The following is a 15,290-nucleotide window of genomic DNA, read 5'->3' as shown; positions in this document are numbered from 1 at the left end:
GGCTATTCCCGCCGCCCCTTCACGATGGCATTCCGCCATGAGCGGCAGTCGGCCTGGTTCGATGGCATGGAGGCAGCCTTTCGCCATTTTGGCGGCGTAAGCGAGATAGTGGAAGGAGCCGACACCGCGTATACCGAAGAAAGCGATCGTCAGCTTTTCAAAGCGGTTCGCCTTGAAGGATTCCTGGCGCACTCATGTGCGACCAGGGAAGTGGAAATGCTTTGCTACACCCTCCGCCTCGCAAATCCGGCGACCAGGACAATTTCTCGTCCTCGTGGCCAGCGAGTGTAGGCCTTCCAAACGGGTTTCCGCTCAAATGTTATGGCGCGGGCAAAAAAATGGCTGGTCGAGACCGACCAGCCAATTAAGTTTTAAGGAGAGGATGCCTGAAAGGCAGGTGCCATGTGACACTGGCAACGCAATTCGACAAATGCGAATTATGCAATCGCAGTTGTGCATTTTGAAAGGCACCTTTCCGGCGAGGCCAGTACCGGTCTGTAAAATCTCAACTGGGAGACGAAGTTTAGGTGCCGCCCCAAGCAGCGTAGCCAACCTTACCTAGTTGCACCTTCACCAAGCACAGGCACCCTGAGCAGATCAATTCAGAATACTGACAGCCGATTGCGCGGATTAGACGCGCGTGGCGATTTGAAGTGATCGGCAGGCGACAGCGGCCCTAACAGCCGTTTGCGTGTATGAACCCAACTTCCTATGCCGCCTATGCCGCAGCGTTCCTCATGCGATCTCGCACAAGCGGCCGAAGCCTCTTGGCCGAGCAAGCCTTTCGCGAACTTGCGCTTTGTAGAGGGCAATCGACCGTGCAGACTTCGCGGATCCATTCTCCGAGACTAAAGGCGCTCAGCAGAAAATCCAGCGCACCGTAGTTCGCCAACCCCTCCCCAACAGTCGAGAGGTAGGCGACAGAAAATAGATGCAAAATGGCCCGTGATGTTATGTTATCAAGTCTTTGTGCGCGACGAGGATACTCTGGGCGCGAGCCTTCGGCTCACCACGATCAAACGCACCAACGAGAGGCCTCTTAGGCAGTGGCTGCTTGCCAGCCCGATGGCAAACCTCCTTTCATAGCTTGTTTCATATGTGATCTTATGTATCATGGGTGGCATGATTCTGCCGTTTGATTTCCAGCCTATCGGGCACACGGATGTACTGTTGCCTAGGCTCGGCGTGGGAACAGCTCCAATCGGCAATCTTTTTACTTCGGTCAGTGAGGAGGCAGCCGAGCAGATGCTCGCCTATGCCGAGCGGGTGGGTGCAAGTTGGTTTGATACAGCACCGCTTTATGGTCACGGCTTGGCAGAACAGCGTCTCGGTGCCTATCTGCGCGCAGCGGCGCCCGCGCGGCGAACCATCTCGACCAAAGTAGGACGCGTGCTTAATCCTGCACCTCACGCAGAGCCGCCTCCGCATTTCGTCAATCCGCTGCCGTTCCAACCCGCGTTCGACTATTCGGCTGCCGGCATCCGCCGGTCGCTCGAGGAGAGTCTGGGAAGGCTAGGCCTCGCGAGCGTTGACATCGCGCTACTGCATGATGTGGATCGGTTGACCCATGCGGGGGGGCACCGGCGCCTCGTGCCGCAACTGCTCGTCGACAGCCTGCCGGCCATGGTGCAGCTTAAGGCGGATGGGTTGGTTCGTGCAATCGGCCTTGGCATTAACGAATGGGACATCGGCTATGAACTCCTGATGGAACACCCCCTTGATGTCATTCTGCTCGCCGGGCGCTACACCCTACTTGACCAGTCCGCCTTCACTTCTGGTTTCCTTGATGCTTGCGCGCGCCGCCACACATCAGTCGTGCTGGGTGGAGTGTTCAATTCTGGCCTGCTCGTCGGTGGCGAAACATTCGATTATGCACCCGCTCAAGCCAAGCTGCGGGACAGGGTCAAGGAACTCACGCGCCTATGTGATGCGCATGGCGTGCCGCTTCCTGCCGCAGCGCTGCAATTTGCGGCGGCTCATCCCGCGGTCCGCGCACTCACGGTCGGCGCGCGCACCGCGGTGGAGCTGGAGGAAATCGTTCGATGGTCCTCGACTTCGCTGCCGGAGCAGCTTTGGCGTGATTTAAAGGCGGGAGGACATATCCCCGTCGAAACACCAGTACCGGAGACTTTATGACTAAATCCAGGCTCGCGGGAAAGCGCGCGCTCGTTACTGCTGCGGCAGCCGGCATCGGCTGGGAAACCGCGCTCATCATGGCGCGCGAGGGTGCCGAAGTGCTGGCGACTGACATCGATGAAGCAGGGCTTGCATCGTTGCCCAAAGAGGTCCAGCGGGAGCGTCTCGACGTAATCGATACTGGTGCGGCAGCGGCGCTGCTCGAACGGCACGGTGCGTTTGACATTCTCGTCAACGCTGCCGGCTATGTTCATGCTGGCACAATCCTGGACTGCGACGAAGATGCGTGGAACCGCTCGGTGACATTGAACATGACTGCCATGTTCCGCATTATCAAAGCCAGCCTGCCCGGCATGATCGCAAACGGCGGAGGCTCTATCGTTAACATCGCCTCGGTCGCATCTAGCGTCCGTTCCGTTCCCAATCGCTTCGCTTATTCCGCCACAAAAGCGGGCGTGATCGGCCTTACGAAATCGGTAGCGGCCGATTTCGTGACCCAAGGCATTCGTTGCAACGCCGTTTGCCCCGGCACCGTCGATACGCCCTCACTGCGTCAACGGCTGCGCGACACCGGCGATGAGGAAGCAGCATTTAAGGCTTTTTCTGCTCGCCAACCAATGGGCCGCCTGGGCCGCGCGGAGGAAATCGCCAGCCTCATCCTTTACTTGGCGAGCGACGAAGCAGCGTTCACGACGGGTGCCATTCATGTGATTGACGGCGGCTGGGCCAACTAAGCGCCACCGGATTGGCGGATATAGGGAGAGGCAATGATGGCGACGCAGGCGGAAGCACACCGCGAGAGTGATGCTGAGCGGCAGGGGATAAAGCTGGCGCTTGCCTTCGCCATCAGTTGCTTCGTCATCTGGGGCTTAGCTTATGGCTTGCTCGACGTGCTGAATAAGCATTTCCAGGAGACGCTGCACGTCGGAAAGGCAGAGTCTTCCCTGCTGCAGATGGCATATTTCGGCGCCTATCTGATAATGAGCGTGCCAGCGGGCATGCTGATGAAGCGGGCTGGGTACAAGGCAGGTCTGGTTTCTGGCCTCGTTATAACGGCTCTTGGCGCCTTCCTGTTCATCCCGTCGGCCGGTGCGGAGAGCTTCCCGCTATTCGTTGGATCGATGTTCGTTCTGGCGACCGGTATAGTGGTGCTAGAAACCTCCGCCGACACCTATGTGAACGTGCTGGGTGACCCTGCGAAGGCGTCTTACCGACTGAATTTGGCACAGTCGTTTAATGCCGTCGGCGTATTCATTGGCCCGCTTATAGGTGGCGCCTTCTTCTTCAATCCGGATGTGACCGCTCGCTTGGGCGGAGAGCTCACGTCGGTTCAGATCACCTATGGCATCATCGGCGTCCTTGTCCTCGCCTACGCGTTCGTGCTGGCGCGGGTACATCTGCCGGAAATCCGCGCGGCCGAAGATACGCTTGAGCAAGAACGAGGCCAGCCGCTGCCGCTATCTCGCCACCGCCACTTCGTGTTCGGCGTGGCGACGCAGGCGCTTTACATCGGCGCGCAGGTAGGTGTCGGTGCCTATTTCATTAACCTCGTGACGGAAACCTGGGATGGCCTCAGCTCGCAGCAAGGCGCCTACCTGCTGTCAATCGCCATGTTTGGCTATCTCATCGGACGTTTCGTCTCGACCGCGCTGCTGGTGCGGATACCACCGCGTGCTTTGCTCACGGCCTATGGCGTGTTCAACACCATGCTGACTGTTGTCGTTGCGATGGGGATCCAGAAGGTTTCAGCGATCGCGCTGATAGGCGTCTTCTTCTTCATGTCCACCATGTTCGCGACGATCTTCACTCTAGGCGTGAAGGATCTGGGCAGCCATACCAAGAGCGCGGCGTCGATTATGGTGATGTCGATCGGCGGCGGGGTTCTGCTGCCCTATCCGATGGGGATGATCGCCGATCACTACGGATCGCCTGCGGCCTTCTGGATGCCCGCCGTCATCTTCGCCATCGTAGCGCTCTATGGCTGGAAGGGCGCCGAACAGAAGCTGATCGCCGCTTGACTTGCTGGCGTTGAGCGCCGCCTTACAACATCAAACCGCGCCCGATGGTGGCGGCTTCCTCCATCACGCATGTCGCGACTTCATCCAGCGTCGTGCGTGTTGACTGCCCGGAGATGAAGGGTACGACCAAGGTCGCAACGGCGTAGGAGCGCCCCTCGGGAATAATTGGTGCGACCACGTCAGTCACTGCATCTACATAGAAGCTGGGAGTGATGTAGTGGCCGTTGTCCAGCACCGCCTGCGCGGCCGCCTCGACCTCCTGCCAGCGCTCTGCATCTTCGGGCGTGTTGGCAAGGCTTCGCCAGGTCATACGTATCCCCGCAGATTGGTAGGCATAGAGCACACGCCCGCTAGCTGAAAGATTTAATGGACGGCGAAATCCCACCCGCAGGGAAAAGCCGAGCATGTCAGGACTTTCCACCCGCGCCGCTACGACCAGATCAGTGCCGCTTGCCACGCCCAGATGGCAGCTTTGCTGCAAGCGGACTGCCGTGCGATGCATCGCCGGCAGCGCGGCGTCTATAAGGTCGCGTTGGGGCGGTGCGCGCAAGGCGACATCATAGAGCTTTGAGGTCAGCGCATATCGATCCCCATCAACGCGGCTAAGATAGCCGCCACGTTCCAGCACGACGAACATGCGGAACAACTCGCTGCGGGAGCGTCCCAGTTCGCGTCCCATTTCAGCCAGTGTTGCAGGTCCCCCCAGTGTCGCCAACCGCTCAAGAATCTCAAGCCCCCGCTCCAGTGCGGGTGCTTGGTAAGTTTGCCGTTCGTCAGTCATCCGCCGTCTCTGCCACGCAAAATTATCCTTTGCACGTAAACATTTTTCATCATATATAAAACGTGAAACTATATACGAAACGGCTTTTATGACTAAGATCACTGCGATTCGTACTCACGACCTGCGTTTCCCCACATCACGCCACCTAGATGGCTCAGATGCGATGAACCCCGATCCAGACTACTCCGCCGCATATGTGGTCTTGGAAACCGACCGGCCTGGGATGGAGGGGCACGGCTTCACTTTCACGATCGGCCGGGGCAATGAGCTGTGCGTCGCCGCGATCGCAAGCTATATACCGTTGGTCGTTGGAAAGACTCTGGAAGAGATCACCACGAACATGGCCGGTTTTTGGCGGGTTCTTGCGGGTGACAGCCAGCTGCGGTGGACAGGTCCGGAAAAAGGCGTAATTCACCTGGGTCTCGCAGCGATCATCAACGCGATCTGGGACCTGTGGGCAAAGGTCGAAGGCAAGCCGGTCTGGCGCCTGGTGTCGGACCTTACGCCCGAACGGTTCGTGTCGTTGATCGACTTCCGCCATATTCAGGACGCAATCACGCCGGAAGAGGCGATCGCCCTGCTGCGCGAGCAGGAAGCGGGTAAGGCCGAGCGGATCGCTTGGCTGGAAGCGAACGGCTATCCTGCCTACACGACCTCGGCAGGTTGGCTCGGCTACGATGACGATAAAATGCGCGGTCTGCTGCGACAGGCCATGGCTGACGGTTGGAAGGCGATCAAGATCAAGGTCGGTGTCGATGTCGAGGAGGACGTGCGCCGCTCACGCATCGTCCGCGAGGAGATCGGTCCAGACAAGCGCTTCATGGTCGATGCCAACCAGGTATGGGAAGTCCATGAAGCCGCCGCATGGATGGAGCGCCTCGCAGAGTTCAACCCCTGGTTCATTGAGGAGCCGCTGAGCCCCGATGATATTCTGGGCCATGCCAAGGTGGGTGAGGCCGTCCGCCCGATTCGTGTGGCGACCGGGGAGCATTGTCACAACCGCACCATGTTCAAGCAGTTCTTCCAGGCGGACGCGATCGACGTCGTGCAGTTGGACGGATGCCGATTGGGTGGTCTTAACGAAGTGCTAGCAGTGCTGCTGCTGGCTGCCAAGTTCGGTAAGCCGGTCTGTCCGCATGCGGGCGGCGTAGGTCTCTGCGAGGTCGTGCAGCATATCTCCGCGATCGATTATGTCGCGGTCAGCGGGACATGTGACGAAGCGATGACTGAATATGCCGCGCATCTTCATGAGCATTTTGTCGATCCGGCGGTTGTGAAATCGGGCCGCTATGTTGCCCCGAGCCAGCCCGGCTACAGCACGGAGCTGAAGGTAGAGGCGATCGAGCACTTCCGCTTCCCCGATGGGCTCGCTTGGGCTTAATTGAGCGTGCTGCAGATCACTCTTCTTCCTTCTAAGGATAAGTCATGAAGTTTTGTCGTTATGGCCCCCGTGGCTCTGAAAAGCCCGGTCTTGTCGATGCGCAAGGCCGCATCCGAGATCTCTCCGGCGTCGTCCCTGACATCACGCCCGACACTTTGCGTGTGGCATCTGCTGTCCAGCTGGAAACTCTTCCCCTGGTCGACGGGGAGCCACGCTATGGAGTTCCCGTCAAGGGCATCGGTAAGATCGTCGCGATCGGGCTCAATTACGAAGATCATGCCATTGAATCCAACCTGCCGATCCCATCCGAACCTGTCATGTTCATGAAAGCGTTGTCGAGTTTGACCGGACCCAACGATGAAGTGATGCTCCCTAAGGACTCGGCCCATAGTGACTGGGAAGTCGAACTGGGCGTCGTCATTGGCAAGACATGCCGTTATGTCGAGGAAGCAGATGCGCTCGATCATGTTGCGGGCTATGTGCTGGCCAATGATGTCTCCGAGCGATTCAATCAGAAGCAGCGCGGCAGCCAATGGTCAAAGGGCAAGGGTCACGACACTTTTTGCCCCGTCGGACCTTGGCTAGTGACGCCGGAAGAAATTGCCGATCCCCAGGATTTGGATATGAGCCTGTGCGTAAACGGTGAGCGGATGCAGACGGGCAATACCCGTACAATGATCTTTAGCGTGCGAGAAGTGATCGCTTATATCAGCCGCTATATGACCTTGTTCCCTGGTGATCTGATTATAACGGGAACACCACCGGGTGTCGGTGAAGGCAAAAAGCCTGACGCTGTTTTCCTTAAGCCTGGCGATGTGATGCAGCTCTCCATCGCGAAGCTGGGCACGCAGACGCAAAGGGTCGTGGCATGGCGCCATTTGGGTGATGAGGTCATGGCATAAGCATCCGCTGCTGTCTGACCCTGAACCTGGATGGCGCGCTTATTCTTTCAGGAACAATAATGGACCTGCGCTCCGATCATTCTTGCGTTGTCGGCGGCTGACATGAAGGACCCGATCCCTTTTGTCGATGCGCACGTGCACCTGTGGAAGCTAGATGGCTCAATCGGCTATTCTTGGCTGAGGCCGCCTTTTTCCGATGACGGGCCCAACGGCAGCGTCGAAGCGATAGCAGTTGATTACGAGCTTGATGACTATTTGGCTGATGCCAAGCGCTGGAATGTGGTCGGCATGGTCCATGTGGAGGCCGGCGCTGACGCGTCTCAGGCGCTTGACGAAACCGATTGGGTTCAAACGATTGCTGACCGCCGCGGTTTACCAAACGGAGTGGTCGCTTTCGCGGCGCTCGACCATCCAAATATTGAACGATCGTTAGAGGCTCACGCCGGTCATGCCGCTGTTCGGGGGGTACGGCAGATTGTTAACTGGCACGCTAATCCACAACGCACCTATTCCGCGACGGACGTGACGTTGAACCCCACTTGGGAGCGCGGCTTCAGTTTGCTGGGGCAGCGTGGATTGTCATTCGATCTGCAATGCTATCCTAAGCAAATGCCCAATATAGCGGCAATTGCTCAAAGGCATCCAGAAGTTCCAATAATCGTCAACCATGCCGGAATGCCCGTAATCGATGATCCGAACGGCCTGGATGAGTGGCGGCGCGGCATGGCGTTGCTTGCCGCGCTTCCGCAAGTTTCGGTCAAACTGTCCGGGTTCGGCTTTATTGATCGTGGCTGGGCTGTCCAGTCGGTACACCATTTTGTGCGTGAGCTGATCGATTTGTTCGGACCTGATCGCCTGATGGCAGCAAGTGATTTTCCAACCGACAAATTGTTTGCCGATTTCGACAAGTGTCTGGAGGCACTTCATGCCCTCACGGCCGATCTCTCAAAGGATGAGCGCTCCGCAATTTTCGCGCGGAACGCGATGCGAACCTATCGGTTGAATATTTCGGGTCCGAATGCATGAAAGCGGCCTCAACGCTCGACTACCGCAAACTGGCCCGACGGCGGCTGCCGCGCTTTTTGTTCGAGTATAGCGATGGCGGCTCATACGCAGAAATAACACTGCGCAAGAACATAACGGATCTTGAGAAGGTCGCCCTGGGTCAACGGGCGCTGCGCGATGTTTCGGACATCGACCTGCTTGGCCAGCATTTTGATATGCCCCTCGTGCTCGCGCCGGTAGGACTTGCCGAAATGAATGCACGGCGCGGAGAGGTGCAGGCTGCTCGTGCGTCGGAGGCTGCCGGCGTTCCTTTCTGTCTCTCCACGGTCTCAGCATGTCCACTGGCAGAAGTGGCGGCAGCAACGAAAAAGCCGTTCTGGTTCCAGCTATAAATGATTCGGGATTGCGATTTTATGCGCGATTCTTTGGCACAAGCGCGCATGGCGGGATGTTCTGCCCTTGTATTTACAGTCGACATGCCCGCGCCTGGAACCCCTATCGGGACTATCGTTCTGGCCTCGTCGGCGCGGCTGGCCTTAGCGGTGCAGCGAAGCGTCTTTGGCAAGGCGCGATGCGACCAGGATGGGCATGGGACGTGGGGGGTCGTGGAAGGCCGCATCAGCTTGGAAATGTAGCACCGGTGCTGGGTCATCGTACAGGTATGGAGGACTTCTTTGCCTCGATGCGAGACAATTTTGATCCTACGGTCCCTTGGGATGATCTGAACTTGATTCGATCCGAATGGAGCAGCTATTGATCACCAAAGGCATCTTGGATCCCCAAGACGCGCGAGAGGCGGCCGAGCTTGGAGCTGATGGTATCATCGTTTCGAACCATGGTGGGCGACAACTCGACGGTGTACAGTCTACTGCTCGAGCGTTGCCGCCGATTGCCGCTGCTGTGGGTGACAGCTTGACTGTACTTGCTGACGGCGGCGTGCGCTCGGGATTAGATATAGTCAGAATGCTGGCGCTCGGTGCGAAGGGTGTCCTCATCGGTCGTGCATGGGCCTATGCCTTGGCGGGTGGCGGGCAAGCTGGCGTTGACCACGTGCTGCGCCTCATGAAGGCTGAGATGCGCGTGGCGATGGCGCTTACAGTCTGTACGTCCGTTTCTGCCGTTAGCCGTGATATCTTTGTTGGGAATGACGACAGTAGAAACGTCGACTTATAGCGTTTAATCTCAACTCAAATTAAAACACCGCTCGTAGAAGAGCCATCTTGGATGGGGTGAGGAAATGCCTATGCGTGTGAACTACGCACTTGCCGCGGTACCGGCGCTTCTGCTTGCCTGTGGTTGCGCCAGGCTTGATCACTATAGCGCAGTACCGCTGACGTCGACCGGGGCGGCCCAGAAGGGACCTTATCTCGGAGGTACGGCCCTTCCAAATGGGCTCGTGCTGGTGCCGGCTCCGCCAACGCCCGGATCGCCCGCAGAATTATTTGATCGAGCTGGAGCTGATCAGGCCACCAGAACGCCGTCTGGACCCAGGTGGGAACTGGCAGCCAAGGATGCAAATCTTGCTCCCGGCAGGGCCGCGGCCACCTTCAGTTGTGCGGCTGGTGTTGCGATCAGCAAGGAACGAACACCAGTCCTGGTGCAGATGATTGATCGTTCATCGCAGGATCTTGGGGCTGCGACGCTCGAAGTGAAGAAGCACTATAGGCGCCCGCGTCCTTTCATGGTGAATGGCAAGACGACCTGTACCCCAACCTGGGAGCGAGCTCTTCGTCATGACGGGTCTTACCCGTCGGGGCATAGCGCTATAGGGTTTGGCGTGTCGCTCATCCTCGCAGAAGTTTTCCCGGATCGAGCCGCACAAATCGTTGCCCGGGGTCGTGCATTTGGTGACAGCCGTCGAATTTGCAATGTGCATTGGCTAAGCGATATCGAGGAAGGGCGCGCAATGGCCGCTGCGACAGTAATGCGCCTAAACGCGGATCAAGCATTCCAAGCTGATCTTAAAGCGGCACTGGCGGAAGTTGCATCGATAAGCAACCAATCGACAGTGACCGGTCCCGATTGCGCGGAAGAGAGCCGAATTCTATCCCAAGCATCCGGTGCAAAATGAGCAGCAAAATCAATTTAGTCCGCAGGCGGCGATCCACAAGACTGGGACGACCAGGACAGCTATTTGGCTCAGCCTCTGATCGATCTATGCTGTATTAGGATCGTTGCAAATGTCCTTCGAGAGCCGTGGGATAGCGACCAAGCGATGCGAATAGCAGTGCGGCAACGGGGCATAGGGGCAGCGCGATCCATAGGGCGGGAACATAAGACCCGCCATGATCAAAGATCGCGTTAAACCAGACCGGCCCCAGCGATGTTGCCAAGCCTATCACGCCTGCGAGTGTACCGAAAAGCAGACCAAAATGTTCCGTCGCGAAAAAGCGCGATGTCATATAGGCAAGGACATCATACTCAGCGCCTAGCGTGAAACCGAGCGCGATGATGGCCAGAGCGGCCATTGGAACCGAAGCGGGAAAGGCCAATAGGATGCCGCAGGCGATGCTCGGAAGCAAGGCAAGCATCATACCCAGGACGCGCGCGTCCAGATGGTCGAGTAGGTAGCCAATGATGATACGGCCGCAAATGGCTGCGACTCCTGCCAAGGACGCAATAGTCACCACCTCGCCGCGCGGTAGCCCCGCCGAGGAGAGGATGGGAACCGCGCTGATAACCATCGGAGGCACAACGGCGGCAAAGCACAGGCCGGCCGCGAGAAGTCGAATGAAACGACCGGAGACGACATCGCGATTTACTGCAAGACCTTTTCTCCCAGCTCGGGCCGCCTGGTCTGCAGGTTCAGGGACATCATGGCGCTTCATGTTCTTGTGGAAAAAAAACAAAATTGGCAGCACGACGATGCCCCAAAGTAGAGGCATAGCTATGAAGGCGTAGCGCCAGCCAAGTCCGTCTATGAGCAGGTGGGCCGCGAGCGGGCTGATAAAGGTACTAATACCGGGTCCACACATGGTTGCGCCTATAGCTAAACCCCGGCCAGCGCGGAAACGCCGGACGACTCCGGCAGTCCAGACAGTCGGTAAAACGCAAACGGTCGCTAGGGCATAGCCAGTCCAGACGATAAGCCAGAGAAGGTAGTTGCCGTTGATGAAGGCGAAGGCAGCGATCATTGATCCAAGCGCGACCAAGCCGCCAATGCCGATCCATCGCGGCCCGAAGCGATCGACTGCTGCGCCAGTAACGGGCGAGAGCAGCACGCAGATGACCGCGACGATCGATGATCCAGCCATGATCTCGACCCGTGTCCAGCCGAAAGCCTGTTCCAATGGTTCAAGGAAGAGGCTTAGCGAATAGGTCAGCATCGTACTGGCAGCGTAGCCCATGCAGCCAGCAAGGACCGCGGTCCAGTGCTGGCGCCATTCGGCGCCTACTCCATGCGATATGGACAAACATCCTCCGTGTCAGGTTTCGGCAGATATCCTGCTCATGTCGCGCCATTTCAAAGTGCTTGCTGCAACTGAGTTCAGATATTTGATAAAGCTCCAGAAAGCGACAAAAGCCGCTCTCCGGAGCCGTGCATTTGGGTGTGCTCTATCGACTTTCTCGATGGATCTAGAACCTATACCCTACCTTCACGCCTATCTCCCGAGGCCAAGCGGGTGTCGAATAGTCGCCGCGCGAGTTGCCATTGTAGGTCAGGCGATAGCGTTTGTCGGTGAGGTTGCGCGCGTAAGCACCAATGTAGAGATGTTCTGAGGGATCAGTCCATGTGATCTGCGCATTTACCAAGGTATAAGCTTTTTGCCGGTATCGCTGCTTTCCGGCAAGTTCTGGCCCCGCTAGTGGGCCATAGAGAGACAGATTCTGGATAACGAAGCTGTCAGTATAATTTGCATTAACTGCCGTCAATAAGGTTCCGCCGGCCAAGGCCATTTCATAATCGATGCCGACGTTACCAGAGAAGTCAGGTGCGCGCGGTAGCTGCTTATTGCTCCAGTCCTGAGTCTGGTTCAACACATTCGTATTTGTAGTTGTATTTAGCCCAGTGCCCACCGCGTTGGGAAAATCACCGAAGCGCGCATGGAGGTACGAGGCGCCAGCGCGAATGTTGAGGCCGTCAATCGGTGTCGCTGACAGTTGCGCCTCCAAACCGTAAACCTTTGCCTTCGGGGCGTTCCCAAGCACGGAAGTAAAGGTGCAATTTGTCGGGGAGGTGCAGATCTGTGAAGTGAGCGAGATAAACTGGTCCTTGTCGCGATAGTAGAAAGCAGCAGCATCGAAGCGGAAGAAGCTCTGCGCGGTCTTAAAGCCTATTTCATAGGAGGTGATGGTTTCCGGCCGGACCGGAATAACGAGTGAAGGTGCGCCAACTGCGACCGGGAAGGTTCCGCTACGGAAGCCCTGGGAATAGGACGCATAGACGTTGGTCCTGGGAGCGATTTCATAGCGGAGTGAAGCGCGAGGGGTGAATTTGTCGAAGCTCGCGCGGCGCACAGTGAGAGGAAGCAGTGTCGCAAGCGCACCAGTCCCGACCATCTCAATCTTTTTCGTTTCATCGCTGTAGCGACCGCCAAGGCTGAGGCTGAGTGCATCGCTTAGGTGGATTGTGCCGTCAGCGTAAAATGCGAATGCCTCAGTCCGCAGGTCAGAGTCGACATAGAAGCTGAAGGCTCTGTTAGGTCCATAAGTCGTCTGGTGCAGTGGCGGAGTGCTTCGCGTGTGGTCATTATAATAACTGGCGCCTACAACAAGATCCAGGCCATTGATAGCGTTGATCGCATAGTCGAGCGTTTGCTGGTAAGTGTCTTCTCGGTAACTATTCTCACTGGAGGCGATATCTGCGTAGGTGCCATCGGTGTCGAAATCCTGCCTGCTATTGCGCCGCGCATAGCCGCTGTACGATGTTAGCGTGCCGATATCCGTGTTCCATTCCAGCTTCAGCGTGCCTTCGTAAACTTTCGCCCGATTGGCGGTGCGGTAATTGTAAGACATCTCCATTGGATCAGTAGCGCGCGGCAGTAGCGCGGTCGCCGGCGTGATATGGTCCCGCGGCGTGAAAAGGTTGCCGCGCGGGTCAGAGGAAAGCCCGTAGTTGAACCCGAGCGTCGCGGTGAAGTTCGAGGCGAGATCGGCTTGCACCTTGGAACGGATAGATTGCTGCTTGATGGGTGCGGCGTTGCCGCTGCGCGTGGGTTCGGCAAAGTCGAGATAACCGTCCGTCTTGCGCAGATACCCGGCGAGGCCAAAGCGCAGCCAGTCAGTCAGCGGACCAGAAATATAGGCGCTGGTGGTAAGAGTGTCATAGCTGCCGTAGCTGATTTCGGCTTTGCCCGTGTACGTCTTTGAGGGTGCAAGCGTACTGATCAGGATTGCGCCACCTGTAGCATTGCGGCCATAGAGAGTGCCTTGAGGTCCTTTGAGGACCTGCACGTCAGCTATGTTGCCTAGGTCCGAATTCAGGGCAATCATGTCGGGCGCGTAAAAGCCGTCGATATAAAGAGCGACGTTGTTCTCAAACCCGACCTGATTGGTGAGACTGGTGATCCCACGGATTGAGGGCTGGGTTGCGCCACCTGCCTGGTTTACTTGGACGCCAGGTGCGATGCTACCGATTTGCTGAATGTTGACCACACCCGCACGTTCGATGGTTTCAGCAGAAACGGCCACAATTGAACTAGGCACATCCTCTAACCGCTCCTGGCGCCGCTGAGCCGTTACGATGATGTGGGTAACGTTGGGGGTATCCGCCCGAGCGGCCGACTGGCTGCTCCCAGTGCCTTGCGCCTGGCTCGGTGGGGCAAATCCGATGACCGCCACTCCGCCCATGAGTGCTAGTTTGCCTAGAAACCTGTTCATGCCTTCCTCCCTATATTGATTTTGTCGGGAGATTACCAAGAAATGGACCGTAGTGCAATGCTCAATGATCTATGCAATACGGCGGCTTCGACTATTGGCATAGGATCTTACGGTCGGCGAAATCGCTGCATAAAGGACGTACCTTGTGGGAAAATGCCAGTTCCAGGGCGCCTGCAAGGATGCCGTGCCTGTCATAACTTGATGCGACCCTCAGGCGCCACTCAGGAACGGAGCCAAAATGGCATTCCAACCAACGCGGGCGCGGCAATGCAGCATATGGCTCATTCCATGGAGACAAGGCTCGTGGGCGGTCGCTCAGCTATCATCCCCAGTATACAAATGCGCGCAATTCGCAGGAGGTTCTAGGAACAGGATCGGTGATATTTGGCGTGTTATCAAAGCTGGAATGTAATATGCCAGGCATCTCATTATCGCTCTCGGACCCGATAAAGACCAGTACATCATCTTGTGTCATGTTCGACAAATACGACCAGCGATGGCGCGGATTGTATTTTAGTGAATAGCTGGAATAAGATCGCTCCTCTCCCGGCGCCCCGATGATCGACTGCATCTCTACTAATTCATGACTGGAGACTGTACGGCGGTCAACCAAGGCGAGGGGGAAATCCTGAGGGGGCGGACTGAGTGCTCGCCATGTTTGCACAACAGCATAACGCCCCGCCAGCCATCGATCCCGTTCAGGGTCATTCCACACCGCCTCCTTGGCCATGTCGTGGAACACGTCCTTGGCGAAGTCTCCGTGAACATAGTCGGCGGGCCCCGGGGCAAATTGCTCGCGCTCCATTCGGCGGCTCCAACGCAAAATTGGTGCGCGCAAAACGATCTTGGGGGCTCCGGTCAGCTGTTGAAGAAATCTCTGAATAGCGGGATTGTATGCTTCGGCGATGACTCTGGCATCCAGCGGCAGTTGGGGATCCAACGGGATAGAAGCCACCATGAAGCCTTCCCTCTCGAGGGTCGGCAGTTCGCTTGAATTGCGAATGTCGTGCATGAGGACCGAATGAGCATCGTGCTGTAAAGTGGAGCGTTCCCGCTGTTGAGTATATTTTACCCGACCCTCAGCTTGCCCGGAAAGATAGTTCACCACGCCCGTTACATCCGGCATGCGTTCCTCCTACGAATTATTCAATATATGTGTATCCCTAGGAGATACACATATCTCTCTTAGGGATAAGAATAGATCATTTCCAATGCGGGTCAAGTGGTGCCTCGCCATCATGGTGGTG

12 protein-coding genes and 1 pseudogene are annotated in these 15,290 nt (G+C 57.1%); 8 read left to right on the top strand and 5 right to left on the bottom strand.

The features are described 5' to 3' along the window. Positions 1-192: hypothetical protein (locus tag ACFO3E_RS10125; RefSeq protein ID WP_380804366.1), on the bottom strand; the 192-nt coding region annotated here is incomplete at its 3' end. 921 nt (positions 193-1,113) lie between these two features. On the opposite strand from ACFO3E_RS10125, the gene ACFO3E_RS10120 reads away from it, so the two are divergent. Genes ACFO3E_RS10120 through ACFO3E_RS10110 form a run of 3 tightly spaced genes read left to right on the top strand, consistent with a single transcriptional unit; the run spans position 1,114 to position 4,154 of the window. Then, positions 1,114-2,136, top strand: coding sequence for an aldo/keto reductase (locus ACFO3E_RS10120; protein WP_380804363.1), 1,023 nt, complete (start codon positions 1,114-1,116; stop codon positions 2,134-2,136). Next, the gene (locus tag ACFO3E_RS10115) at positions 2,133-2,870 is read left to right on the top strand and encodes an SDR family oxidoreductase (RefSeq protein WP_380804361.1); all 738 of its coding nucleotides are present in this window, start codon (positions 2,133-2,135) and stop codon (positions 2,868-2,870) included. Before ACFO3E_RS10120 ends, ACFO3E_RS10115 begins: the two co-directional genes overlap by 4 nt. Before the next feature lie 33 nt (positions 2,871-2,903). Further along, positions 2,904-4,154 carry a sugar MFS transporter gene (locus tag ACFO3E_RS10110; protein WP_380804359.1) on the top strand — a complete coding sequence of 417 codons (1,251 nt, stop codon included), beginning with the start codon at positions 2,904-2,906 and terminating at the stop codon, positions 4,152-4,154. A gap of 22 nt (positions 4,155-4,176) precedes the next feature. Here the strand turns inward: ACFO3E_RS10110 and ACFO3E_RS10105 are convergent, their stop codons facing one another. Beyond that, positions 4,177-4,935 (bottom strand): IclR family transcriptional regulator, encoded by a 759-nt coding sequence (locus ACFO3E_RS10105; protein WP_380804357.1) that lies wholly within the window; start codon positions 4,933-4,935, stop codon positions 4,177-4,179. 163 nt (positions 4,936-5,098) lie between these two features. On the opposite strand from ACFO3E_RS10105, the gene ACFO3E_RS10100 reads away from it, so the two are divergent. The 5 genes and pseudogenes from ACFO3E_RS10100 (at position 5,099) to ACFO3E_RS10080 (ending at position 10,294) form a co-directional block, all read left to right on the top strand. Further along, the gene (locus ACFO3E_RS10100; RefSeq protein ID WP_380804354.1) at positions 5,099-6,316 is read left to right on the top strand and encodes an enolase C-terminal domain-like protein; all 1,218 of its coding nucleotides are present in this window, start codon (positions 5,099-5,101) and stop codon (positions 6,314-6,316) included. A gap of 44 nt (positions 6,317-6,360) precedes the next feature. After that, positions 6,361-7,218 (top strand): 2,4-didehydro-3-deoxy-L-rhamnonate hydrolase, encoded by an 858-nt coding sequence (locus tag ACFO3E_RS10095; protein ID WP_380804352.1) that lies wholly within the window; start codon positions 6,361-6,363, stop codon positions 7,216-7,218. Between the two features lie 102 nt (positions 7,219-7,320). Beyond that, a complete protein-coding gene (locus ACFO3E_RS10090) occupies positions 7,321-8,244 on the top strand; it encodes an amidohydrolase family protein (RefSeq protein ID WP_380804349.1) in 924 nt (307 codons plus the stop codon). Further along, a pseudogene (locus tag ACFO3E_RS10085) lies at positions 8,241-9,396 on the top strand (L-lactate dehydrogenase). The gene ACFO3E_RS10090 and the pseudogene ACFO3E_RS10085 overlap by 4 nt, the downstream one beginning before the upstream one ends. A gap of 430 nt (positions 9,397-9,826) precedes the next feature. Then, positions 9,827-10,294 (top strand): acid phosphatase, encoded by a 468-nt coding sequence (locus ACFO3E_RS10080; protein ID WP_380804346.1) that lies wholly within the window; start codon positions 9,827-9,829, stop codon positions 10,292-10,294. A 94-nt stretch (positions 10,295-10,388) separates the two neighbouring features. Here ACFO3E_RS10080 and ACFO3E_RS10075 read toward each other — a convergent pair whose 3' ends face one another. The 3 genes from ACFO3E_RS10075 to ACFO3E_RS10065 all read right to left on the bottom strand — a co-directional run bounded on the left by ACFO3E_RS10075 (position 10,389) and on the right by ACFO3E_RS10065 (position 15,169). After that, complete coding sequence (locus ACFO3E_RS10075; RefSeq protein WP_380804343.1) at positions 10,389-11,570, bottom strand: MFS transporter; 1,182 nt, start codon at positions 11,568-11,570, stop codon at positions 10,389-10,391. A gap of 229 nt (positions 11,571-11,799) precedes the next feature. Next, positions 11,800-14,043, bottom strand: coding sequence for a TonB-dependent receptor (locus tag ACFO3E_RS10070; RefSeq protein ID WP_380804341.1), 2,244 nt, complete (start codon positions 14,041-14,043; stop codon positions 11,800-11,802). A 322-nt stretch (positions 14,044-14,365) separates the two neighbouring features. Then, on the bottom strand, positions 14,366-15,169 hold the full coding sequence (locus ACFO3E_RS10065; protein WP_380804338.1) for a CmcJ/NvfI family oxidoreductase: 804 nt from the start codon (positions 15,167-15,169) through the stop codon (positions 14,366-14,368). Positions 15,170-15,290 lie beyond the last annotated feature (121 nt).

It is taken from the genome of Sphingobium tyrosinilyticum (assembly GCF_042654265.1).
In the GTDB taxonomy this organism is placed as follows: domain Bacteria; phylum Pseudomonadota; class Alphaproteobacteria; order Sphingomonadales; family Sphingomonadaceae; genus Sphingobium; species Sphingobium tyrosinilyticum.
This window is presented reverse-complemented; position numbering and strand designations above follow the sequence as displayed.